At 59.7% G+C, this 24,526-nt stretch carries 21 protein-coding genes and 1 other RNA gene; 19 read left to right on the top strand and 3 right to left on the bottom strand.

The window, feature by feature from the left end:
- Positions 1–103: 103 nt before the first annotated feature.
- The gene (locus O9X91_RS04760; protein WP_269823662.1) at positions 104–739 is read right to left on the bottom strand and encodes a LysE family translocator; all 636 of its coding nucleotides are present in this window, start codon (positions 737–739) and stop codon (positions 104–106) included.
- A gap of 52 nt (positions 740–791) precedes the next feature.
- Entirely contained in the window at positions 792–2,003 is a 1,212-nt protein-coding gene (locus tag O9X91_RS04755) for a pyrophosphate--fructose-6-phosphate 1-phosphotransferase (protein WP_191217547.1), read from the bottom strand.
- A 319-nt stretch (positions 2,004–2,322) separates the two neighbouring features.
- On the opposite strand from O9X91_RS04755, the gene O9X91_RS04750 reads away from it, so the two are divergent.
- From O9X91_RS04750 to O9X91_RS04660, 19 genes are all read left to right on the top strand, one after another.
- The gene (locus O9X91_RS04750; protein WP_269833410.1) at positions 2,323–3,063 is read left to right on the top strand and encodes a J domain-containing protein; all 741 of its coding nucleotides are present in this window, start codon (positions 2,323–2,325) and stop codon (positions 3,061–3,063) included.
- Entirely contained in the window at positions 3,060–3,839 is a 780-nt protein-coding gene (locus O9X91_RS04745; RefSeq protein WP_137410699.1) for an N-acetylmuramoyl-L-alanine amidase, read from the top strand. The genes O9X91_RS04750 and O9X91_RS04745 overlap by 4 nt, the downstream gene beginning before the upstream one ends.
- A gap of 248 nt (positions 3,840–4,087) precedes the next feature.
- Positions 4,088–4,627 (top strand): lytic transglycosylase domain-containing protein, encoded by a 540-nt coding sequence (locus O9X91_RS04740; RefSeq protein WP_269823659.1) that lies wholly within the window; start codon positions 4,088–4,090, stop codon positions 4,625–4,627.
- 92 nt (positions 4,628–4,719) lie between these two features.
- Positions 4,720–5,907: an NAD(P)/FAD-dependent oxidoreductase gene (locus O9X91_RS04735; RefSeq protein ID WP_269833411.1), complete on the top strand. Its 1,188-nt coding sequence runs from the start codon at positions 4,720–4,722 to the stop codon at positions 5,905–5,907.
- A 59-nt stretch (positions 5,908–5,966) separates the two neighbouring features.
- Positions 5,967–7,157, top strand: a complete 1,191-nt coding sequence (locus tag O9X91_RS04730) for an FAD-dependent oxidoreductase (protein ID WP_142911624.1) — start codon at positions 5,967–5,969, stop codon at positions 7,155–7,157.
- Positions 7,158–7,213: 56 nt separating this feature from the next.
- Positions 7,214–7,616: RNase P RNA component class A (gene rnpB, locus O9X91_RS04725), an RNA gene on the top strand.
- A 401-nt stretch (positions 7,617–8,017) separates the two neighbouring features.
- A complete protein-coding gene (gene mraZ / locus O9X91_RS04720; protein WP_077981666.1) occupies positions 8,018–8,458 on the top strand; it encodes a division/cell wall cluster transcriptional repressor MraZ in 441 nt (146 codons plus the stop codon).
- 14 nt (positions 8,459–8,472) lie between these two features.
- Positions 8,473–9,498, top strand: coding sequence for a 16S rRNA (cytosine(1402)-N(4))-methyltransferase RsmH (gene rsmH, locus O9X91_RS04715; protein WP_077981667.1), 1,026 nt, complete (start codon positions 8,473–8,475; stop codon positions 9,496–9,498).
- Between the two features lies 1 nt (position 9,499).
- On the top strand, positions 9,500–10,057 hold the full coding sequence (ftsL, locus tag O9X91_RS04710; protein ID WP_142911623.1) for a cell division protein FtsL: 558 nt from the start codon (positions 9,500–9,502) through the stop codon (positions 10,055–10,057).
- Entirely contained in the window at positions 10,057–11,799 is a 1,743-nt protein-coding gene (locus O9X91_RS04705; RefSeq protein ID WP_077981669.1) for a peptidoglycan D,D-transpeptidase FtsI family protein, read from the top strand. The genes ftsL and O9X91_RS04705 overlap by 1 nt, the downstream gene beginning before the upstream one ends.
- A 57-nt stretch (positions 11,800–11,856) precedes the next feature.
- The gene (locus O9X91_RS04700; protein ID WP_142911622.1) at positions 11,857–13,326 is read left to right on the top strand and encodes a UDP-N-acetylmuramoyl-L-alanyl-D-glutamate--2,6-diaminopimelate ligase; all 1,470 of its coding nucleotides are present in this window, start codon (positions 11,857–11,859) and stop codon (positions 13,324–13,326) included.
- A complete protein-coding gene (locus O9X91_RS04695) occupies positions 13,323–14,756 on the top strand; it encodes a UDP-N-acetylmuramoylalanyl-D-glutamyl-2,6-diaminopimelate--D-alanyl-D-alanine ligase (RefSeq protein WP_077981671.1) in 1,434 nt (477 codons plus the stop codon). The genes O9X91_RS04700 and O9X91_RS04695 overlap by 4 nt, the downstream gene beginning before the upstream one ends.
- 23 nt (positions 14,757–14,779) lie before the next feature.
- Positions 14,780–15,880 carry a phospho-N-acetylmuramoyl-pentapeptide-transferase gene (mraY, locus tag O9X91_RS04690; protein WP_142911620.1) on the top strand — a complete coding sequence of 367 codons (1,101 nt, stop codon included), beginning with the start codon at positions 14,780–14,782 and terminating at the stop codon, positions 15,878–15,880.
- Positions 15,881–15,883: 3 nt separating this feature from the next.
- Complete coding sequence (gene murD / locus O9X91_RS04685; protein ID WP_269833412.1) at positions 15,884–17,293, top strand: UDP-N-acetylmuramoyl-L-alanine--D-glutamate ligase; 1,410 nt, start codon at positions 15,884–15,886, stop codon at positions 17,291–17,293.
- 4 nt (positions 17,294–17,297) lie between these two features.
- Entirely contained in the window at positions 17,298–18,452 is a 1,155-nt protein-coding gene (gene ftsW / locus O9X91_RS04680) for a putative lipid II flippase FtsW (protein ID WP_191217554.1), read from the top strand.
- 6 nt (positions 18,453–18,458) lie between these two features.
- Entirely contained in the window at positions 18,459–19,595 is a 1,137-nt protein-coding gene (gene murG / locus O9X91_RS04675; protein WP_269833413.1) for an undecaprenyldiphospho-muramoylpentapeptide beta-N-acetylglucosaminyltransferase, read from the top strand.
- Positions 19,592–21,007 (top strand): UDP-N-acetylmuramate--L-alanine ligase, encoded by a 1,416-nt coding sequence (gene murC, locus O9X91_RS04670; RefSeq protein ID WP_077981675.1) that lies wholly within the window; start codon positions 19,592–19,594, stop codon positions 21,005–21,007. Before murG ends, murC begins: the two co-directional genes overlap by 4 nt.
- Positions 21,004–21,969: a UDP-N-acetylmuramate dehydrogenase gene (gene murB / locus O9X91_RS04665; protein WP_269833414.1), complete on the top strand. Its 966-nt coding sequence runs from the start codon at positions 21,004–21,006 to the stop codon at positions 21,967–21,969. The genes murC and murB overlap by 4 nt, the downstream gene beginning before the upstream one ends.
- A 200-nt stretch (positions 21,970–22,169) precedes the next feature.
- Positions 22,170–22,979, top strand: a complete 810-nt coding sequence (locus O9X91_RS04660) for a GGDEF domain-containing protein (protein WP_269833415.1) — start codon at positions 22,170–22,172, stop codon at positions 22,977–22,979.
- A 68-nt stretch (positions 22,980–23,047) separates the two neighbouring features.
- On the opposite strand, the gene O9X91_RS04655 is transcribed toward O9X91_RS04660, so the two are convergent.
- Entirely contained in the window at positions 23,048–24,352 is a 1,305-nt protein-coding gene (locus O9X91_RS04655; protein WP_077981678.1) for an MFS transporter, read from the bottom strand.
- Positions 24,353–24,526: the final 174 nt, after the last annotated feature.

The raw sequence follows: 24,526 nt of genomic DNA, 5'->3' as shown, positions 1-24,526 counted from the left end.
CCCCGCGTCGAGCGAAGCAGGCAGTGTCCCGTCGAGCCTTCATTAACCTATTGTAAGGATAGCGGCAAGCCGGTGCGTTTCTCCCCGGCTTTCGGGCGGTTTTTCAGGCCGCGATGCGCCTGTATCCGGCACTGACGGCGCGGCCGGAAATAAAGTGGGTGCGGTATTTCGGCCGGATTTTCTTATCGCCCGACATGCGGCGCACCATCGCCAGAGTAGGCCCGGCAAACAGCGCCTGCGCGGTCAGAATCACCAACGCCTGAAGAAGAATGGCGGCCTGCGCCATGGCGAACGTTTCAATTGCATTGCCGGAAGTGGACACGAATTGCGGCAACAGCGCCAGAAATAAAGCGAAGTAGCGCGGGCGCAGGGCGGCAATGGCGTAACAATCGCGGAAAATGCCGCTCCAGGATTTGCCGGGCAGATTGTCATTATCGGCATTGGCGGCCTGGGCGGCAGGCGTGGCGAAGGTCCACAGGAGAAACAGCATCAGCCAGCCGATGCCGGCCCATTGCACGATTTCCACGAAGGATTGCGGCAGATAGACGAGACCGGCCACCGGAATGGCGGAAATCGTCATGGCCGTGACGATGCCGAGCGCGCCGCCGCTGACGGACGCGAAGATCGTCTTTTTGCCGCGAATGGCGGCATAGGAGGCGACAGAGAATACAAGGGGAGAGGGGAGTGCGAACACAACGGCACATGCTGCACAAAAAATCAGCCAGGCCTGTCCAGACATTCTCTTCCTCCTTGCCCTCCCTGTCGCCGTATTATTTTAGCCTATCGTAAAATCAGGCCGCTGTGAACGGCTGACCGACGTGTTCCATCACTTCGGTAAACCATTTTGCAGAGAGGTCGAAATGCTTTCCGCCCTTGATACGCGGAAACTCGATGGTCCGCAATTTGCCATTCTGGTCTTCGTCATGGCCGGTGACGCCGGAGACCTTGTTGAGCGCGCTTTCGACGGCGAGATCGACCATGCCCTGAATGAGGCGCAGGTCGTCGCCATTGGCGGCGGCGGAGCGGGCGAAATAGCCCGATTTCTGCACCATGGAGCGTTCCGCACCGATGAGGCTGGCGAACTGCTTCTGGAACCAGCCGCCAACATTGATGGTGTCGATCTTCACATGGCCGAAAGCGTCGCGCTTGACAGCCTCGCCGGAGGCTTCGCGTTCGGCGACGATGGAATCGAGGCCCGCACCTTCGGAAACGAACAGCGTGACATAGCCGTTTTTGTCCATGATTTCCTTCAGGCGCTTGGCCTCCGCCTCGATGTCGAAGGCCATTTCAGGCAGGTAGATGCCGTCGATGTTCTTCATCTGCGTGTTCATCATCAGGCCTTCGACATATTCATTGCCGCTGGTCTTCTGGATATAGGCGCGCGCGGTGGCGGCCGTCAGCCAGCCGCAATGGCGGCCCATGACTTCATGGATGACGAAGGTCTTGGGTGCAGCGCTCTGCTCGTTGCTGACATTGTCGAAGAAGGAAGCGCCGACTTCAGCGGCCGTCCAGGCGCCGAGCGACTGCTTGATCGGCACCACGTCGTTATCCACCGTCTTCGGCAGGCCGACAACGGTGAGGTCATAGCCGTTAGCGCCGAGATAGGCGGCAAGATCGGCCGCTGTCGTATTGGTGTCGTCGCCACCGATCGTGTGGAGAATGGTGACGCCGTCAGCCGCCAGCCGGTCAGCGGCGACGCGCAGCGGATTGTCGCCTTCCTTGACCAGACCGCGCTTGGCGCAATCGGCGGCATTGGTGAGCTTCACACGGCTGTTGCCGATCGGCGAGCCGCCGTAGCGGTGGAGCAGATGTGCCTTTTCCCGCATATCCTTGGTGATCTCGATGCGGTCACCCAGAAGCACGCCCTGGTAACCGGAGCGGTAAGCGATGATGTCGATCTCGGGCGCGATGTCGCTGTAACGCTCGATCAGGCCGCCCACGGCCGAAGAGAGACAGGGCGCAAGGCCACCCGCGGTCAGCATTGCGACTTTCTGTTTGGCCATCATGGCTCTCCTTTTCACATATACCCAAAGACATGTCTGGCAAATGGATGCGACAGCCGCGTGTTGGTGTAAAGTGAATTTATGAAGAAGAACGCCGATTTCTCGCGGTTTTTCAGCGGCTTGAGCAAAGTGGCGTAATATAATCGTTTCAATCGGCATCGCCGGCGGCCGGCTTTCCGCCCTCTGTGGAAAACCATGGTTCCGTCGTCTGCCGTACTCTTGTTCCTGAAGCAAAACTGTCGCAAAGATGAATAAAAGTTAATGCCGCCGGCCCGCTAGGCATATTGCATTCGCGGCAATATCCCGTCATGCTTGTTGCATGATGTTCGATTTCGCCTGTCTGCAAATTTCATCCCTGTGGGAACGGCTGCTCGGCGCAATCGGCGACGCGGCAAGCGGTGCGCTCGGGCGCGTGGTGGAAGCCATCCGCACCCTTTTCGAAGGTGACCCGGAAACCCGCCGCAAGGTTTCCTTTTCCGTGGCCATCATCGCGCTCTCCGCCAAAATGGCGAAGGCCGACGGTGTCGTCAACGACGCGGAAGTGCGCGCCTTCCGGCAAATCTTCGATTTTCCGGAAGAAGAAGCCAAGAACGTCGCCCGTCTTTATAATCTCGCCCGCCAGGACGTTGCCGGTTACGAGGCCTATGCGGAGCGGCTTGCTGGTCTTTGCGGCTCCGGGCACGCCAATTGCGAGATGCTGGAAAGCGTCATCGACGGCCTGTTCCACATCGCCAAGGCCGATGGGCTGATCCACGAGCGGGAACTCGCCTTCCTGGGTCGGATCGCGGAAATCTTCCGTATCACCGAAGATCACTTCGAAACGATCATGGCGCGGCATGTCCATATGGACGGGCGCGACCCTTATCGCGTGCTCGGCGTTTCGCCTTCGGACGATTTTCTGGATATCCGCAAGCGGTACCGAACGCTGGTTGCCGAACACCATCCTGACAAGCTCATTGCCCGCGGCGTTCCCATGGAATTGCATGCGGCCGCGAATGAGCGTATGGCGGCTCTCAACGCCGCTTATGCGGCCATCGAGAAAGAACGCCGCGTCGCATGAGTGAATGTCTGCCGGATTTTATCCCGGATTTCGGGGGCGCAACCGTTGCGCCTTCGCCTAACCATGGTGAAAGGCTTGATGTAGCCGGCCCCGATATTATCCTGTTGCATTATACCGGCATGACGACGGCCGACGGCGCACTGTCGTGGCTCTGCAATCTCGAAAGCCAGGTCTCAAGCCATTATTTCGTCTTCGAGGACGGGCGCGTCATCCAGCTCGTGCCGGAAACCCGCCGTGCCTGGCATGCGGGCAAAAGCATATGGGCGGGGGATCAGGACATCAATTCCCGCTCCATTGGTATCGAGATCGCCAATCAGGGCCATCCCGGCGGCCTGCCGGAATTTCCGAAAGAGCAGGTGGCTGCCGTCATCGAATTGTGTCGCGATTGCGGCCAGCGCTGGTCTATCGCCCCAGAAAGGGTGCTGGCGCATTCGGATGTTGCACCGATCCGCAAGGTCGATCCGGGTGAAAAATTTCCGTGGGACATCCTGTCGCAGCACGGTGTCGGCCATTGGGTGGAGCCTGCTCCGATCCGTGGCGGCCGCTTTTTTCAGCGCGGCGATCATGGCCAGCCGGTCGAAGCGCTGCAGTCGATGCTGTCTATTTATGGTTATGGCGTTGAAATTACAGGCGCTTATTGCGAAAAAACCGAAGGCGCCGTGGCTGCTTTCCAGCGGCATTTCCGCCCTGCTTTGGTGGATGGTATCGCGGATTTCTCCACCATCGATACGCTGCACCGGCTGATCGCCAGCCTGCCGAGATTTTCGGGCGCTTAATCGCCAATTCTGGAAAAGCATTCCCGCTTTTTCCGCGAGTTCAAGTCGCTTTTTTTCTTGTGCCACAGTTAATCCGCATTGAGGAAGTTTAAGAACGTCACTGCATGCGGTGTCGTTCTTCAGGGGAGCCTGCCGTCAATATCAATCAAGGAGACCGGACAGCGGAAGGTCGAGATCGACTTTCCGGGCGCAGACTATTTGTGTCGCTTCATTGTTCCGGTCATCCGATCTGGAGACTTTTTCTACATATGAACAGGGTTGTTGTTGCTGTCGTGGCGAGTGTTGTTATGCTCGCTTCGCAGGCGGGGATTGCTTTTGCCAAAGACGAGGACGTCAAGACCAAAACCGTGACGCTGGAGACCTTCTTCCGCAAGCCCGGTTATCCCATTCCGGAAAAAAACCTGCCTTCCACTCTCAAGAACGGCTATTCCGATCTGATCGTCAAATATGCCAAGCGTTACGGCGTTCCCACCAACCTGGCGCATGCCGTCGTTTCGGTGGAAAGCAAGTTCAACCCCAAGGCCCGCGGCAGCGCGGGCGAGGTCGGGCTGATGCAGATCAAGCCGGCTACGGCGCGGATGATGGGCTATCGCGGCACGACCAAGGCGCTTTACGATCCCGAGACCAATATCCGCTGGGGCATGCAATATCTGGCGACGGCGCATCAGCTGGGCGGCGGTCAAGTGTGCGGCACGATCCTGCGTTACAATGCCGGCCATGGCGCCACCCGCATGAACCCAGTCTCCAAGCGCTATTGTGGCAAGGTGCAGGCGTTGCTGGCCGGCTGAGGCCGGTTTGCATTGCTTGTTAAATTGCGAAAAGCGATTCCGGTTCGGCCCGGCATGCTGTAGTCAGAGGCAAAGCTGATACGGAGCATGACATGCCGGATTTCAAATATATCGTGGTCGGGGCCGGAATGATGGGAGCGGCCGCGGCGCGGCATCTCTCCGTGCAAACGGATGGCGTGGCGCTGATCGGGCCGGACGAACCTGCCGACCGCAAGACGCATCAGGGTGTATTTTCAAGTCATTACGATGAGGCGCGCATCACCCGCGGGTTTGACGGCGATCCGGTCTGGGCGGAGCTGGCGCAACGCTCCATCCGCCGTTATGCGGAGATCGAGGCCAAAAGCGGCATTCGCTTTTTTACCGAAGCAGGCTGTCTGTTCACCGGCAACGGTAAGGGTCTTGCGGGAGATTATGTCTCGCGCGCCCTTTCCTCGGCGGACCGTCTCGGTCTTGGTGTGAAGACACTCGGCACTGATGAGCTGGCTGGCCGGTTTCCGATGTTCTCCCTGCCGGCGGATCACGACGGTTATTTCGAGGCGCAGAATGCCGGCCACGTCAATCCACGCGCCCTGGTGAAGGCGCAGTGCGCCATTGCCGAGATGCAGGGTGCGAAACTGCTGCGCCAGACGGCAGCGCATATTCGCGACACCTCTCATGGCGTAGAGGTTTCGACCCGCGACGGGGCCGTCCATACCGCTGAAAAGGTCATCGTGGCGGCCGGCGGTTTCACCAACATGGCGGAACTTCTGCCTTCTCCCGTCGATATGGCGGCCACGGGCCGCACCATCGTCTTTTTCGAGCTGGATGAGGCGCATCAGGCGTTGTTTGGGGCGATGCCTTCCACCATCGTGCTCGCGGAAACAGAGGACGACATCGTCTATATCCTGCCGCCGGTGCGTTATCCCGATGGCAAGGTCTATCTGAAGATTGGCGGGGAGAGCGAGAAGGGCAGGCTTGAAACGCTCACTGACGCGATGGACTGGTTCCATTCGGACGGGACGCCTGATGAGGTGGAGTTTCTGAGAAAGCGGGCTTTATCCTTGATGCCGGAACTTGCCGGTTGCCCGGTCACGTCAGGCTCCTGTGTCGCCTCCATCACCCGTAGCGGCTACCCCTATATCGGCTATACGCAGTCCTCCAATATCGCGGTTCTGACCGGCGGCAATTTCGTCTCCGCCAAGTCTTCGGACGAGATCGGGCGACTGGGCGCGCAGCTGGTTCTCAATGGCCAGCTCACCGAGGATGAATTCGCTGCCGAAATGTCGCCGATTTTCGTCTGACATTCCCCGGGCAAACAGCTACAAGAATGCGGCTGAACGGAAAGGGAAAAGAGGGCGGCATGTCGGGACATTTCAATTATATCGTCGTCGGTCGAGGCATGATGGGGGCCGCCGCTGCCCGCCATCTGGCGGAAACGGCGGAGGGTGTGGCGCTGATCGGTCCCGTTGAGCCTGCCGATATCAAAACCCATCAAGGCGTCTTCGCCAGCCACTACGATGAAGCGCGGATTACCCGCACCATCGATGGCGATGCCGACTGGGCCTTGCTCGCCAACCGTTCCATTGCGCGTTATGCCGATATTGCCGCACGCAGCGGTGTCGAGTTTTACGCGCCGGTCGGCTGCCTGATGGTGGGGCCGGAGCGGGGCGGTGACAATCCCTTTGTTGACGATGTCTGCAAGGCGGCGGCGCGGCTCGACGTTTCTACGGAACTGCTGGACGGTCAAAGCCTTGAAAACCGATTTCCCTATTTCACCTTCGAGCCGGGTTGCGAGGGAGTGTTCGAGAGGAACAATGCCGGATACGTCAATCCACGGGCGTTGGTGAAGGCGCAAACTATTCTTGCTGAAAAGGCAGGTATCACGCTTATCGACGATATCGTCGTTTCGACGCGGGAAGAGGGTGGCCGGGCATCGGTTCAGACGGCTTCGGGCGCGGTTTATACCGCAGACCGGGTGCTGGTGGCGACTGGCGGCTTCTCGATCATGGAAGATCTGCTGCCGCAGTCGGTGGCACTTAATGTCTATGCACGTACCGTCGCTTTCTTCGAGATAGACGAGGGTGACCTTGCGCAATATGCGGACATGCCATCGCTGATCTATGAGCCGCGTGATACCACGAAACATATCTATCTTCTGCCGCCGGTGCGTTATCCCGATGGCAAATTCTACCTGAAGATCGGCGGCGATCCCGACGACAAGAGGCTCGGCAGCGACCCGGAAATCCGGGAATGGTTCCGCTCCGGCGGACGTGAAAGCGTGCGGGATCATCTCTCTGACATCGTCGGATCGCTGGTGCCTTCCATCGATCTCTCGCGCATCTCGATGGCCGCCTGCGTCGTCTCCAAAACGCAGAGCGGCTATCCGGCCATCGGCTTCACGGCGTCACCGCACATTGCGGTTCTGACCGGCGGTAACGGCACGGCGGCCAAGAGTTCCGATGAGATCGGGCGGCTAGGTGCCCTGCTGCTGCGGGACGGGCAAATCGCCGACGGCGCCTTCTCGACGGATTTCAAACCCGCATTTCTTTGATCTTGGCCGTCGCTTTTCGGTGGCTTTCGCTGCAGAACATGGTTATGCAGCCCAAGCCAGTTGGCCGGGCAGCCGCGCTTTACCAATGTCGAAAGACGGTAAGGTGAGGAAAGTCCGGGCTCCACGGAAATACGGTGCCGGATAACGTCCGGCGGGGGCGACCCCAGGGAAAGTGCCACAGAGAGCAAACCGCCATGCACCCGCATGGTAAGGGTGAAAGGGTGGGGTAAGAGCCCACCGCGCTTCTGGTAACAGCGGCGGCAAGGTAAACCCCACCGGGAGCAAGACCGAATAGGGATGACACGGGATGGGCGAAAGCCCGTTCACAGCCGGTTTCCAGGCCCGTCATCCGGGTGGGTTGCGCGAGGCGGCATGCAAATGCCGTCCCAGATGAATGGCTGCCACGTTCCGGGTCAAACCGGAGCCATACAGAACCCGGCTTACAGGCCAACTGGCGAATTTTCCTTTTCCGTCTTCGACGTGAAACTTCTAGAAAATCTCATCATCATATTGTTTTTAAACCGGAAAATTATCGGTTTAAGACAATTTTTGTGCCGGTAAACCGCCGTCTTCGCGCACAAAGTAAACCATTCGTTAAACTTAACGGCTTATGAATTTCCGATGCGAAGTCGGTATCGTGCCGGCTTCATCCCATTGACGCCCATAGTGTCCCATGGTATCCCAAATGCACACCACATTGGGTCGTGTTTTTGACCCGCAATCGCTGAAACGTTCGAGGAGCCTGCAAGGGGCTGCTGCAGGGCATGTCGCCCTGGCGCTTGGCGATGTGTCGTGCGTACCGGTGTCGGCTGCGGAGCGGATGAATCGCTTTGGGGCATGCGGTTTTGGCGAGTTGAGTAATGGACCGCTTTTTATCGAACGTGACGAACAGGATCGACGCCAAGGGGCGCGTTTCGGTTCCGTCTCCGTTTCGTTCGGTGCTGGTGAAGCGCGGCATTCAGGAGCTTTATTGTCTCCAGGATTTTGCGTTTCCGGCAATCAGCGTCGGCGGTCCGGATCTGCTGGAGCGCTACGAGCGGCAGATTGCGTCCATGGATGCCTTCTCGCCGCAGGCAAACGCAATGTCGCTGCTGGTTCACGGCGGCGGTGTTTTCATGAAGCTCGACCAGGAAGGTCGATTGATGGTGACGGATTTTGTGCGGGAATTTACCGGCATCTCCACCGAGGTCACCTTCGTCGGGCGGGCGGATCATTTTCAGCTTTGGCAACCGGATGCGTTTTTGGCGGCGCAGGCGGAAGCAAGAGCGGGGCGCGGTTTTTCGGCTGCTCGCCCCGCCTAGGACGGGGACAGTCAATGGCGGCGAATTCTGGCGGACGATCTTCTGATGCCGATGGCGGACCTCAGCGCCATATTCCTGTGCTGCTTCGCGAAGTCATCACCGCGCTTGAACCCGCCCCCGGCAAGGTCATTCTGGATGGCACTTTCGGTGCCGGTGGCTACACCCAGGCCATTCTCGATCAGGGCGCAAATGTCATCGCGCTGGACCGTGATCCCACCGCGATCGCCGGTGGCCAGGCGATGGTCGCGGCCAATGGCGGCAGGCTTTCGCTTATTCAATCGCAATTTTCCGATCTCGCAAAACATGCGCCCGAAAGCGGCCTCGATGGCGTCGTTCTCGATATTGGCGTGTCCTCCATGCAGATCGATGAGGCCGAACGCGGTTTCTCCTTTCAGAAGAACGGCCCTCTCGACATGCGCATGTCGGGTTCCGGCGTTTCGGCCGCCGATGTCGTCAATCGTGCGAAGGTCGGCGATCTCATTCGCATTTTCGGTTTTCTCGGTGAAGAAAAGCAGCCGGGTCGCATCGCCCGCGCCATCGAGAAGAAGCGGGCGGAAGAGCCCTTCCGCACCACCCGCGACCTGGCGGGCCTGATCGAGATCGTCACGCCGCGGAAAGCCAAAGACAAGATTCATCCGGCAACGCGGGTGTTCCAGGCGCTGCGTGTTTTCGTCAATGACGAGCTGGGCGAACTGGCGCAGGCCTTGTTTGCCGCCGAGCAGGTTCTGAAGCCCGGCGGCCGGCTGGTCGTCGTTACCTTCCATTCTTTGGAAGACCGTATCGTCAAAAAATTCTTCTCCGACCGTTCGGGCAAGGCCGCCGGTTCGAGGCATCTGCCGATGGTGGAGGACAAGCCCGCCATTTTCGAGAATATCGGCAAGCCGATGATCGCCGCCAGCGACGAGGAGGCGGAGCTTAATCCGCGGGCCCGTTCGGCCAAGCTTCGTGCGGGCCTGCGCACCACGGCACCGGCGCGTGCTGCAGATTTCTCGATTTTCGAGCTTCCCGATCTCGCCAGCCTTGAAAAGATGGGAGGCTGATATGCTGCGCACTTTCGATGTCATCTTGATGGGGGTCATGGTCGCTGCGGCGGTCGTGACCTATTCGATCAAGCACAAGGCCGATCTGAAGCTTGAAGAGGTCCGCAAGCTGGAGGCCGAGATCAAGCTTGAGAAAGATACGATCGATCTCCTGCGGGCCGACTGGGCGCTGCTGACGCAGCCGAACCGTTTGCACCGGCTCGTGAATGCCTATCAGGACGAACTTGGTCTTTCGCCGACCCTGCCGACGCAATTGGCACAGCCGCGTGAACTGCCGATGCTGCGCTCGCAATTGCCGCAGCCGCCCGAGCCTGAAGGAATGAGCGTCGAGGATGTCATCGCCGCCGCTGTCAACGGCTCGAAGCCGGGGGCCACGCTGGGTAGCGCTTCCAAGCCCAAATCGCCGCCCGCAGGCCAGATTGCCGTAAACGGCGTTCCAGTGCCCACGCCCCGTGCGCGCGTTTCACGTCCGGCGCCGGCGCCTGTGCCGGTCGCTTCCGCCGCCGGCGATGAATCCGGCGATATGGATGAAACCATAACAGGATCGGTGAACCGCTGATGTCTTTTCTCTCCCGCGTCATGGTTTTGAAGAGCAAGGCTCATTTTTCAGCCAGCACCACCGGTATCCATACCGACCATGCGGCGTTTGAAGGCGCGCGCAAGAAGCGCGCGGCGCAGGCAAAAAGCCGCGTCGGCCTTCTCATTTTTGGTTTCGTCGCATTTTACGCCGTCGTCGGCGGCCGTCTCGTGCAATATGGCATGGCGGAACAGGAAACGGTATCGAGCATCGCGCCCGCAGACCGGCTGATGGCGTCGCGTCCCGATCTTCTCGACCGCAACGGCGAGGTGCTGGCCACCGATATTCGCACCGTCTCGCTGTTTGCCGAGCCGCATCGCATTGTCGATATCGACGAGGCCATCGAGAAGCTGCGCACCGTCCTGCCGGATCTCGACCAGCGCAGCACCTATCAGAAGCTTACCTCCAACTCGCGTTTCCAGTGGCTGCGCCGCCAACTGACGCCGAAGCAGCAGAGCCAGATCCTTGCGCTCGGCATTCCCGGCATCGGCTTCCGCCCGGAAAAGCGCCGTTTTTATCCCGGCGGGCCGACCGCCGCCCATGTCGTCGGCCACGTCAATATCGACAATCGCGGCGTTGCCGGCATGGAACGTTACGTCGATAGCCAGGGCCTGGCCGATCTGACGGCGCTCGGCATGACCAGCGACCAGCCGCTGGAGCCGGTGAAGCTTTCGATAGATCTGCGCGTGCAGTCCATCGTGCGTGAAGTTGTAACCGCCGCCATTGCCAAATTTCGTGCGATCGGCGCAGGCGCTGTGGTTCTGGATGTGCATACTGGCGAGGTTCTCGCCATGGCCTCCGTGCCGGACTACGATCCGAACAACCCGGCCGAAGGCGCCAAGGAAGGCTGGCTCAACCGCATGTCGAACGGCACGTTCGAGATGGGTTCCACCTTCAAGTCCTTCACCATTGCCATGGGCCTCGATTCGGGCCGTGTCCATCTCGGTGACACTTTCGATGCGCGTTATCCGATCCGCATCGGCGGCTTCACCATCAAGGACTTCCACGGCAAGGGCCGCATGCTCTCGGTGCCGGAAATCTTTCAGTATTCATCCAACATCGGTACGGCGAAAATCGCCGACACTGTTGGCACCGAAGGTCACAAGGAATTCCTGACGCGGCTTGGTCTTCTCACCCGCATGCACACCGAACTGCCAGAAGTGGCGATGCCATCGCAGCCGCGCGAATGGAAGAAGATCAATTCCATCACCATTTCCTTCGGCCATGGCGTTTCCACGACGCCGTTGCAGACGGCGGTTGCCGGTGCGGCACTCGTCAATGGCGGTAAACTGATCGAACCGACCTTCCTGCCGCGCACCCGTGAACAGGCGGATCAGGTGGCAAAGCAGGTGTTGAAGCCTGGCGCCAGCAAGGATATGCGCTTCCTCTTCGAATGGAACGGCGTCAACGGTTCCGGCCGCAATGCGCGTGTCGATGGTTTCAACGTCGGCGGCAAGACCGGTACGGCCGACAAGGTCGTCAACGGCCGCTACGTGCACGACAAGAACTTCAACGCCTTCCTGTCGGCCTTTCCAATGGACGATCCGCAATATGTCGTGCTGTCGTTCATCGACGAGCCGAAGACGGACAAGGGCAATGGCGCGGCGCTCGCCGGCACGTCTGCAGCCCCGATGGTGCACGATATCATCAGTCGCACGGCGGCCGTACTGGGCGTGAAGCCGAAGTTCGGCAAGGATGGCTCGGCCTTGCTCGTGTCTTATTGATTGTTAGCTTATGATGTTCCGGCGATTCGCGCCGGGGGGACAAGACGGACACAGTCGATGAATTTGCGAGATATATCCGGAAATGCGTTTCCGGAATTGAAGGAATTGCTCCTGTCTAAGATCGGGGCGATTGAAATCGGGGGGATCACCGCAGACAGCCGCAAGGCTGCGCCGGGCAGCCTGTTCGTTGCGGTTTCTGGCACCAAGGCCGATGGTACGACCTATGTGAAGGACGCGGTTGCCAAGGGGGTCGTTGCCGTTGTTTCCGGGCACGCGGTGGAAGCCGACGTGCCGGTTCTGATCGTAACCGACCCACGCCTTTATCTCTCCCATGCCGCTTCCCGCTTTTATGGAAAACAACCGGAAATAATGGTCGCCGTTACCGGTACCGCAGGAAAGACCTCGGTTGCTTCCTTTGTACGGCAAATCTGGGCTTTCGCCGGCCATGCCGCAGCCCAGATCGGCACGACCGGCGTCATTGCTCCTGGCCGCGAGGATTACGGCGCGCTGACGACGCCCGATCCGGTGACGCTGCATGCGCTTCTGGCCGAGCTTGCGGACGAGGGCGTCACCCATGCTGCGATGGAAGCGTCCAGCCACGGTCTTGACCAGCGCCGCCTTGATGGCGTCCACCTATTTGCCGCCGGCTTCACCAATCTTGGCCGCGATCACATGGATTACCATCCGACCGTCGAGGATTACATGGCCGCGAAGATGCGGCTTTTCGATACGCTGATGGAAAAAGGGGCTCCCGCCGTGATCTTCGCCGACGACCCATGGTCGGACAAGGCGATCCGGGCAGCGCAGGAAGCAGGTCTCGATGTCCGCACCGTCGGTCGCAACGGCCAGTATCTCACTTTGAAGCGGGTCGAGCATTTCCGCCACAAGCAGATGGTCGAAGTGCATCATGACGGTGTGATCCATGAAGTCGACATCCCGCTCGCGGGTGATTTCCAGGTGGCCAACGCGCTGGTCGCCGCCGGTCTCGCCATGTCCACGGGTGTTCCCGCGGCAACGGCGCTGAAGGCGCTTGAAAAGCTGATCGGCGCCGCCGGTCGTTTGGAACTCGTGGGCCAGACGAAGAACGGCGCGCTTGCCTATGTGGATTACGCTCATAAGCCCGATGCGCTGGAGAACGTGCTGACCTCGGTGCGGCCCTTCACCTCCGGCCGCATCATCACCGTTTTCGGCTGCGGCGGTGACCGCGACAAGGGCAAGCGACCGATCATGGGCGAGGTGGCGACGCGGCTTTCCGACATCGTCATTGTCACCGACGACAATCCGCGTTCGGAAGATGCTGCAACGATCCGTTCCGAAGTCATGGCGGCAGCACCCGGCGCATTGGAAATCGGCGACAGGGCGGACGCTATCCGCCATGCGGTGTCGCTGCTTTCGCATGGCGATACGCTGATCGTCGCAGGCAAGGGGCATGAAGAGGGGCAGATCGTCGGTTCCGTAACGCTGCCTTTTTCCGATCATGAACAGGTGCGCGCTGCACTGGCAGGGCTGGAAGGATCGAAGATTTGAGCTGGTTATGGACAGTCGCCGACATGATCGCCATCACGGCAGGACGCCCCGTGGGCAACCTGCCGACCGGAATCACCGGCATTTCCATCGACAGCCGGACGGTCAAATCGGGCGAAGCGTTCTTCGCCATCAAGGGTGATCGGGTGGACGGTCACGACTATACGAGTTTCGCGGTTGCGAATGGGGCAGGACTTCTGGTCGTTGCCGAAGCCAAGCTGCCGGCGCTCGGTCGTCTGACCGTGCCGATGATCGTGGTGGAAGATGTGCTCGCAGCCCTTGGCAAGCTTGCCCTTGCCGCGCGCGAAAGAACGTCGGCGCGCATCATCGCGGTGACCGGTTCGGTGGGCAAGACAACGACCAAGGAAATGCTGCGGCAGGCTCTGGCCCCTTCGGGGCGGGTGCATGCGGCGGTGGCGTCCTTCAACAACCATTGGGGCGTGCCGCTGACGCTCGCACGCATGCCTGCCGATACGGAATTCGGCGTGTTCGAAATCGGCATGAACCATTCCGGCGAAATCCGGCCGCTGGTGAAGATGGTGCGCCCGCATGTGGCGATCATCACCACCATCGCGGCAGCCCATCTCGGCAATTTCAAGAATATCGAAGAGATCGCCGCCGCCAAGGCGGAGATTTTCGAAGGCGTGGAAGAAGGTGGTTCGGTCATCCTCAACCGCGATAACGCCCAGTTCGAACAGCTGGAAGAGGCGGCGCAGGAACAGGGTATCGAACATATCCTCACCTTCGGCCAGCACGCCAAGGCCGATTTCCGCCTTGCAGACTTCGAGAGCACGACAACGGGCTCGACGATCTGGGCGATCCTCAATGGTGAAACCAGCGAGCTGCATCTCAACATTCCCGGCCGGCATATTGCAGACAATGCGATGGCGGTGCTCGGCGCCGTGGCGATCACGGGCGCCAATCTTGATCGCGCCTTCGAGGTGCTTGGATCGCTTGAGGCCGTGAAGGGGCGCGGCCAGCGTCACCACCTTCAGATCAACGGCGGCTCCTTCCTGCTGATCGATGAAAGCTATAACGCCAATCCCGCCTCCATGCGGGCGTCGATTGCCGTGCTGGCGGAAACGCCGACGCAGGGCCATGGTCGTCGCGTTGCTGTTTTAGGCGACATGCTGGAGATGGGCGAGTTTTCGGCGCAGCTGCATGAGGAACTGGCCGGACCATTGCTCGCGGCCGGCATCGAACATGTCTGGCTTGCGGGAGAGGCGATGGCCGCATTGCGCGACGCGTTGCCGGACAGCGTCACCGTCATCTGGTTCCCGACGACGGCCGAGCTCACCGATTTCGCCCTGCAATGGGTGCAACCGGGAGACGCGCTGATGGTAAAATCGTCACTTGGGCTCGGTTTCGGCAAGATTGTCGCCGCTCTGCTTGACAAGTATCCGGCATTCCCCGAGACGGAACGCCAAGTCTGAAATAGCCTTTTGAAAGGGCAATTATGCTGATCTGGCTCGTCGAACTGTCGGATAAAATTCAAATCTTCAACCTGTTCCGGTACATCACCTTCCGGGCGGGTGCTGCAATGTTCACCTCTGCGTTGATCGTCTTCCTGTTCGGACCGGCGATCATCAACTCGCTGCGCGTGCGCCAGGGCAAGGGCCAGCCGATCCGCGCCGACGGACCGCAGACGCATTTCAAGAAGGCCGGCACGCCGACCATGGGTGGCTTGATGATCCTCGCCGGCATTCTCGGCGGTTCGCTGCTCTGGGGTGACCTGTCGAATGTCTATGTCGTTGCCGTTCTGATGGTGACGCTCGGGTTCGGCGCCATCGGCTTTTACGACGATTATCTGAAAGTGACGAAGCAGAGCGACAAGGGTTTCTCCGGCAAGGCCCGTCTCGGCATCGAATTCCTGATCGCGGCGATTGCCGTGTTCTTCATGATGAAGATGGCGCTTGCCTCCGCACCGCATGGCGGCACGCTCGGCAGCTCCATCGCCTTTCCCTTCTTCAAGGAATTCGTGATCAATCTCGGTTATTTCTTCGTGCTGTTCGGTGCTTTCGTCATCGTCGGCGCGGGCAATGCGGTGAACCTCACCGATGGTCTCGATGGTCTCGCCATCGTGCCGGTCATGATCGCTGCCGCCACCTTCGGCGTGATCGCCTATCTCGCCGGTAACGCGGTTTTTGCCAATTACCTGCAGATCAATTTCGTGCCCGGCACGGGTGAACTCGCCGTCATCGTCGGTGCCGTCATCGGCGCGGGCCTCGGCTTCCTCTGGTTCAATGCGCCGCCCGCCGCCATTTTCATGGGTGATACGGGTTCTTTGGCGCTTGGCGGTCTCATCGGCTCCATCGCCGTCGCCACCAAGCACGAGATCGTCATGATCATCGTCGGTGGTCTGTTCGTCATGGAAACGCTGTCGGTCATCATCCAGGTCTTCTGGTTCAAGCGCACCGGCAGACGCGTTTTCCTGATGGCGCCGATCCATCACCATTTCGAGAAAAAAGGCTGGACGGAAAGCCAGGTGGTCATCCGTTTCTGGATCATCTCCGTGGGCCTTGCGCTGCTCGGCCTCGCCACCCTGAAGCTGAGGTGAGCGATGATCCCGGTCACGTCGTTTAGGGGTAAGAAGGTCGCTCTCTTCGGGCTTGGCGGTTCGGGCCTCGTCACCGCGCGGGCGCTGGTAGCCGGCGGTGCTGATGTCGTGGCTTTCGACGACAATCCCGACAGCGTCGCCAAGGCGCAGGCCGAGGGCATCAAGACGGCGGATCTTCGAACGATAGACTGGTCGAGTTTCTCCTCCTTCGTGCTGGCACCGGGCGTGCCGCTCACTCATCCGAAGCCACACTGGTCAGTGGATATTGCGAAAGCTGCCGGCGTCGAGATCATCGGTGATATCGAGCTATTCGTCCGTGAGCGTCGCGCTCATGCGCCGGATTGTCCCTTCATCGCGATTACCGGCACCAACGGCAAGTCGACCACCACGGCGCTGATCGCACATATTCTGAAATCGGCCGGTCGCGATACGCAGCTCGGCGGCAATATCGGTACGGCGGTGCTGAGCCTCGATCCGCCAAAGGCACAACGTTTCTACGTGGTGGAATGCTCGTCCTATCAGATCGATCTGGCGCCGACGATCAATCCGACCGCCGGTATCCTGCTCAATCTGACGCCTGATCATCTCGACCGGCACGGTACGATGCAGCACTATGCCGACGTCAAGGAACGGCTGGTTGCCGGCAGCGGCACTGCCATCGTCGGTGTTGACGACAGCTATTCGACGCTGATTGCCGACCGTATCGAGCGTGCTGGTGTGAAGGTCGAGCGCATTTCCAAGCGCAATGTCGTTTCCGAAGGTCTTTATGCCGAAGGCAGCCGCATCTTACGTGCTCATGGCGGCACGTCTTCGTTGCTGGTCTATCTTGATGGTATCCAGACCCTGCGCGGCAGCCACAATGCGCAGAATGCGGCGGCGGCAATTGCGGCCTGCCTTGCAGTCGGTGTTTCCGAAGATGAGGTTCGTGCCGGTCTCAAGTCCTTCCCCGGCCTAAAACATCGCATGCAGCCGGTGGGCCGGCGCGGCAATGTCACTTTCGTCAATGACAGCAAGGCCACCAATGCCGATGCGGCAGCACCGGCCTTGTCGAGCTATGAACGCATCTACTGGATTGCGGGCGGTCTGCCGAAGGCCGGCGGTATTGCCAGCCTTGCGCCCCTGTTTCCGCGCATCGCCAAGGCCTATCTGATCGGCGAGGCGGCGGCGGAATTTGCAGCGACGCTCGGCGAAGCGGTGCCGTACGAAATATCCGGCACGCTGGACAAGGCGGTGCAGCATGCGGCGGCGGATGCGGAAAAAGACGCGACAGCCGGCAATATCGTGATGTTATCTCCGGCTTGCGCAAGCTTCGATCAATATAAGAACTTTGAAATCAGAGGTGATTCGTTTGTCGCGCAGGTTGCGGCGCTCGATGGCATGACGATGCTCGTTCACTCTGGAAAAGGGGGCTGAGGCCATGGTAAGCCGAGTTGATCGCGGTCCGGTCGCGGAATGGTTCTGGACCATCGACCGTTTCTTTCTGGCGGCGTTCATCGCGCTGATGGGCATCGGGCTGATGCTATCCTTTGCGGCGTCGCCGGCGGTTGCCGAGCGCATCGGTCTCAACAGCTTCTTCTTCGTTGAGCGTCAGGCGATGTTTATGGTGCCGTCGCTGGCGATCATGGTCGGCCTTTCCTTCCTGTCACCGCGCCAGGTGCGCCGTGTGGCGGTCATCATGCTGATCGCGTCGCTGCTGATGATGATCTTCGCGCTGTTCTTCGGCATCGAGGTCAAGGGCGCGAGGCGCTGGATTTCCATCGGCAGCTTCTCGATCCAGCCTTCGGAATTCATGAAGCCGGCCTTCGTCATCGTCTGCGCCTGGCTCTTTGCGGAGCGGGCGCGCCATCCGGAAATTCCCGGCAATCTCTTCGCCATCATCACTTTCGGCATCGTAGCTGCACTTCTGATCGCCCAGCCGGACTTCGGTCAGACGATCCTGACATCGGTGGTCTGGGGCGGCATGTTCTTCATGGCGGGCGTGCCGTGGTTCTGGATCATCATGCTCGGCGGCCTCGGTGTCGGCGGCATTATTACAGCCTATCTCATGTTGCCGCACGTCGCGGGCCGTATCGACCGATTCTGGACGGGAGAGGGCGACACGTTCCAGGTGGACACGGCGCGCGAAGCGATCATCCGCGGTGACTGGTTCGGGCGCGGACCGGGCGAGGGCATCGTCAAGCGCATCATTCCCGATAGCCATACCGACTTCATCTTCTCGGTGGCGGCGGAAGAATTCGGCATCGTTTTCTGCATGTTTCTCGTCGCCATCTTTGCCTTCATCGTGCTGCGTGGCCTGTCGCACGCCTTCAAGGAGAAGGACGATTTCTGCCGCTTTGCCGTGGCCGGCCTTGTGCTGCAGATCGGCATGCAATCGATGATCAATATCGGCGTCAATCTGGAGCTGATGCCCGCCAAGGGTATGACTTTGCCGCTGATTTCCTATGGTGGTTCGTCGATGATGGCGATCTGCGTGACCGCCGGTTTCCTTCTGGCGCTGACACGCCACAGACCTGAAAAGCGGGCGCAGGAGCGCAGCTTCTTCCGTGTCGGTTCCGGCGTTCCTGCGGAGTAAACGATCATGAGCAAGGGTATTGTTCTGCTTGCCGCCGGGGGAACCGGCGGCCATGTGTTTCCGGCAGAGGCCTTGGCGCATACGCTGAAGGCGCGCGGTTATCAGGTGCATCTCGTCACCGACAGCCGCGCAGAACGTTATGCCGGCAAGTTTCCGGCGGATGAAATTCATGTGGTGCCATCGGCCACCATCGGGTCGAAGAACCCGATTTCGGTCGTGCGTTCGCTCTGGAAGCTATGGGTGGGCCTGCGTGCCGCCCGCCGGCTGGTGACGAAACTGAAGCCGGTCGCGGTTGTCGGTTTCGGCGGTTATCCGACCGTGCCGCCGCTTCTGGCCTCCACCGGACTTGGCGTTCCCTCGATCATTCACGAGCAGAATGCGGTGATGGGCCGCGCCAACAAGGCGCTCGCCGGACGCGTGAAGGCGATTGCCGGCGGTTTCCTGCCGCCCGCCAACGGCCAATATTCCGACAAGACGGTGGCAACAGGCAATCCGGTGCGCCCGGCGGTGCTGGCGGCATCGGAGATACCCTATACGCCCTCACAGACGGACGAGACTTTCCAGCTTGTGGTTTTCGGCGGCAGCCAGGGCGCGCAGTTCTTTTCCAGCGCCGTTCCGGCGGCGATCTGCCTGATGAAGGATGAGCAGCGCAAACGTATCGTCGTGACCCAGCAGGCGCGCCCCGAAGACAAGGACAGCGTCATCGCCTCCTATCAGAAGCTCGGTGTGAAGGCTGACGTTTCGCCCTTCTTCGGCGACATGGCCTCGCGCATCGGTGAGGCCGATCTCGTCATCAGTCGCTCGGGCGCCTCGACGGTATCGGAGCTTTCGGTGATCGGCCGACCATCGATTCTAGTGCCCTATCCCCATGCGCTGGACCATGATCAGGCGGCCAATGCGGCCGCACTTTCGGCGGCGGGCGGGGCAAGCGTCATCAAGCAGGCGGACCTGTCGCCGCAGAAGCTTTCCAGCCTGCTGTCGTCGGCGCTTGCCGAGCCGGATCGTCTTTCGGCAACGGCAGCAGCGGCCAAGGCGACCGGCAAGCCCCACGCGGCGGATGTGCTGGCCGATCTGGTGGAGGCGATTGCCGAAGGCCGGTCCGTACAGGAATTCAAGAAGAAGAATGAAGGAGTTGGGGCATGAAGATGCCGAAAGCCATAGGCCTTGTGCATTTCATCGGCATAGGCGGGATCGGCATGAGCGGCATTGCCGAAGTGCTTCACAATCTCGGCCATCGCGTGCAAGGGTCGGATCAGGCCGAAAGCGCCAATGTGCAGCGCCTGCGCGACAAGGGCATCGAGGTTTTTGTCGGTCACACGGCTGACAATATCGGCGATGCCGAGGTGGTGGTCGTTTCCACCGCCATCAAGAAGAACAATCCGGAACTGATCGCGGCGCGTGAAAAGCATCTGCCGATCGTTCGCCGGGCCGAAATGCTGGCCGAACTGATGCGTTTCCGTAATGCCATCGCCATTGGCGGCACCCATGGCAAGACCACGACCACCTCCATGGTCGCGACGCTGCTGGAAGCTGGCAATCTCGATCCGACCGTTATCAATGGCGGTATCATCAATGCCTATGGCACCAATGCCCGCATGGGCGAGGGTGAGTGGATGGTGGTGGAAGCGGACGAATCCGACGGCACCTTCCTGAAACTCCCCGCCGATGTGGCCGTCATCACCAATATCGATCCCGAGCATCTGGATCATTATGGAAATTTCGATGCCGTGCGCGCGGCTTTCCGACAGTTCGTCGAGAACGTGCCGTTCTACGGTTTCGGTGTCATGTGCCTCGATCATCCCGAAGTGCAGGCGCTGGTCGGCCGGATCGAGGACCGCAAAGTCATCACCTACGGCGAAAACCCGCAGGCCGACGTGCGTTTTTCGAATGTGCGCATCGACGGCACGCGCTCGGTGTTCGACGTGGAAATCCGCCGTCGCCGCACCGGTAAGATTTTCTCCTTCAAGGACCTCGTCCTGCCGATGCCCGGCCGCCATAATGTGTCGAATGCGACGGCGGCGATTGCCGTTGCCAATCGTCTCGGCATTTCGGAAGCCGACATCAAGAAGGGCCTTGCCTCCTTCGGCGGCGTCAAGCGGCGCTTCACGCTGACGGGCGAAGCCAATGGGGTGCAGGTTTTTGACGACTACGGTCACCATCCGGTGGAGATCAAAGCTGTGCTGAAGGCGGCGCGGGAGGCGTGCAAGGGCCGTATCATCGCCGTGCACCAGCCGCACCGATACAGCCGCCTTTCCAGCCTGTTCGACGATTTCGCGCATTGTTTTAACGATGCCGACACGATTATCCTTGCTCCGGTCTATGCCGCGGGCGAAGATCCGATCGAGGGCGCAAGCTCGGAAGCGCTGGTTTCGGCCATCAAGGCCGCCGGCCACCGGGACGCCCGTTTTCTCGAGAAACGGGAAGATCTCGCCTCAGTGGTGACAGGCATTGCGAATCCGGGTGATTTCGTGGTTCTCTTGGGGGCTGGAAATATCACGCAATGGGCAGCAGTACTGCCTTCGGAATTGAAGAGCATATCAGGAAAGTCTGAATGAGACAGGTCGATGGGGTTAAATTGCTGGGGAGGCTCGGCGACGGGGTAAAGGAATTGCGGGGACGTCTGACACCGGATGCGCCCATGGACCGCGTGACGTGGTTCAGAGCCGGCGGTCTTGCTGAAGTCATGTTCCAGCCGCACGATACGGACGATCTGATCGCCTTCCTGAAAATTCTGCCGGAAGACGTGCCCTTGACCGTGGTCGGCGTCGGCTCGAACCTTCTGGTGCGTGATGGCGGCATTCCGGGCGTTGTCGTCCGTCTGTCGGCCAAGGGGTTCGGCCAGGTGGAGCTTGCCGGTGAAAACCGCATCAAGGCGGGCGCGATCTGCCCGGACAAGCATATTGCGGCCATGGCCATGGACAATGGCATTGGCGGCTTCCATTTCTATTATGGCATTCCCGGCTCCATCGGTGGTGCGCTGCGCATGAATGCCGGCGCCAATGGCGGCGAGACGCGCGAACGTGTTGTGGAGGTCTATGCGGTCGACCGTCAGGGCAACCAGCATGTGCTTTCCAACGCGGATATGGGCTATAGCTATCGCCATTCCGACGCCGACAAGGACCTGATCTTTACCGGCGCGTTGTTTGAGGGTTATCCGGAAGACAAGGCGAAAATCCGCGCCGATATGGATGCTGTGCGCCACCACCGCGAAACAGTGCAGCCGATCCGCGAACAGACCGGTGGTTCCACCTTCAAGAATCCCGAAGGTCATTCCGCGTGGGAACTGATCGATGAGGCGGGCGGTCGCGGTCTGGTTATTGGCGGCGCGCAGATGTCGTCGCTGCATTGCAATTTCATGATCAATACCGGCCATGCGACCGGTTACGATCTGGAATATCTCGGCGAAACCATCCGCAAGCGCGTGTTCGAGAAGTCGGGCATCCGGCTGGAATGGGAAATCAAGCGCCTCGGCCTCTTCATGCCGGGTCGTGAAGTGGAGCCGTTCCTCGGGGCATAAACCTCGGTGAATACTGCATATTACAAGAAAATTTGCTTTTGATCGACTGTTGCGTGTATCGTAACGGTCGATCAATGTTTTTTACTATATCTTTTAGGTTAAATACTTGATCGGCCTGGGCGAGGTCTCGGTTTTTGAATTTTATATTGTTTTTTATTAGGTAGTGCTAACAGAAATATGTGATCTAGGTGCCCTTGAGCATGATGTTGGGTCTTTGGAAAAAAACGATCGAGATGATGAGTTTTTCGGTCGCGACGCTCGAGGGTCGGCGGCGGCTCCAGCCGATGGAATTCTCCATTCGTGTTGCGTGTCTCGTCACGCTCATTGTTATTCTGATGTGCACGGGTGGCCTGACGCTTCTTGCGCAGTTCGGGCTCGTGACCGATCTCTTCAACGGGATCATGTTGGCTGTGACACTTGGCGGGGCTGTGGCGTTTACGGTGACATTGCTGGTCTGCTGGCTGAATGCGAGGGAAGTGCAAATTCTCGTGCAATCCCACGAGCGCTTTCTGCATCTGAGCCATACGGACGCCCTGACTGGCCTCAGCAACCGGCTCGGCCTTTATGCGGCATGTGATAAACTCGGCAGCGACTACTGCGTCGCCTTTCTCGATATCGATCATTTCAAATCGGTGAATGACAGGCACAGCCATCTCGTCGGCGATCTCGTCATTTCAAGTGTTGCGCGCCGGATAAGGGAGCATTTCGATCCTCCAGCGCATGTCGCGCGCCTGGGCGGCGAGGAATTTGTGGTCGTCCAGGAGACCAACCGGCTGGCCTTCCTGCAGATGTGCGAGAGGGTGCGCGCAGCCGTCGCGGCGACGCCGGTGGAGCATCAAGGCCTTCGGATCACGGTGACGATTTCGATTGGTGTCGCTTTTCGCGGCGACGCCGAAATTTTCGACAAGGTCATGCACAATGCCGATCTTGCGCTTTATCGGGCAAAGGATGGCGGACGCAATCGCGTCTGCATGGTGGGCCATGTCGAGCGGCGTCAGTCGGTGGCTTAAGCAGAAATTGACAGACAAAAGCCCGCGAAACGAAGGTTTCGCGGGCTTTTGTCGTTGAGCATCTCAGATCAGACTTCGTCCTTGCGGGACATAAGGATGCAGGCGAGCGTGATGAGCGCCGATACACAGAGATAGTAACCGACATAACCCATGCCGTAATTCACCTGCAGCCATGTGGCGATGTAAGGCGCCAGCGATGCGCCGAAAATGCCGGCCATGTTGAAGGTGATGGACGAGCCGGTGTAGCGCACCCGGGTCGGGAAGGGCGCGGCAAGCGCTGTTCCAATCAGGCCGTAGGTCATGCCCATCAGCATCATCGCCAGAGCAGCAAAGACGAAGATCGAGCCTTCGCCACCGGACATCAGGCCGGGCAGCAGGAAGGAGAACAGGCCGATCAGCACCGTCGTGATGATCAGGATTTCACGACGACCGAATTTTTCGGCGAGCTTGCCGGCGATCGGAATGAAGATGCCGAAAACGATGGAACCGAGGATCTGCACTTCCAGCGCGTCGAGGAACGGGATTTTCAGAACCTTGACGTTGTAGGACAGCAGATAGGCGGTGCCGATGTAGAAGAGCACGAAGGTGGCCAGCGCCACGAAGGTGCCGAGCACGAGGCTGCGCTTGTGGTTGCGGAACAGTTCCGCAACCGGCACGGCCACGCGCTCTTCCTTTTCGATTGCCTTCTGGAAGTCGGGCGTTTCGGTGATCGACAGGCGAACCCACATGCCGACCGCGATCAGGATGATCGAGGCGACGAAGGGAATGCGCCAGCCCCAGCTCAAAAGCGCTTCCTGAGACATGAAGTGCAGCAGGATCCAGAACACGCCGGACGAAAGGAACAGGCCAACGGGTGCGCCGAGCTGCGGGAACATGCCGTACCAGCTACGCTTACCCGGAGGTGCGTTTTCCGTGGCGAGCAGGACGGCGCCGCCCCATTCGCCACCGAGGCCGAAACCCTGGCCGAAGCGGCAAAGCGCGAGCAGCAGCGGGGCCAGAACGCCGGCGGTCTCATAGGATGGCAGGAGGCCGATCACGACGGTGGAGACGCCCATCGTGAGTAGAGCGGCGACAAGGGTGGTCTTGCGGCCGACACGGTCGCCATAGTGGCCGAAGACCACAGCGCCCAGCGGGCGGGCGAAAAAGGCGATGGAGAAGGTGGCGAAGGACGCCAGAAGCGCCGTCATCGGGTCACTGTTCGGGAAGAACAAGGTGGGGAACACGAGCACTGCGGCCGTGGCGTAAACGTAGAAGTCGAAAAACTCGATGGTCGTGCCGACCAGACTGGCAGTGAGAACTCGTGCAGGCGAATTTGTCTTTACAACGTTCGAATTGTCAGCCGTCGGCGATACCGTAGATATCGCGTCGGTCATGGTATTGGTTCCATTTTGAATGATTTCAATGTCATGCCTTGGGAGGCGATGACTGCGTTAACGTAATTTTTGTGCTCAGGGAATGCTAAAAAAGAAATAATGCAGATATTGTGATCTATCAGCGCGACACGTGTGGTTATACCTCTCGAGGATGCTTTGGCGATTGAGAGACTG

The organism is Agrobacterium salinitolerans, from assembly GCF_027498475.1.
In the GTDB taxonomy this organism is placed as follows: Bacteria; Pseudomonadota; Alphaproteobacteria; order Rhizobiales; family Rhizobiaceae; genus Agrobacterium; species Agrobacterium salinitolerans.
The sequence above is the reverse complement of the archived record's forward strand: the minus strand, read 5'-3'. Positions and strand labels throughout refer to the sequence as shown.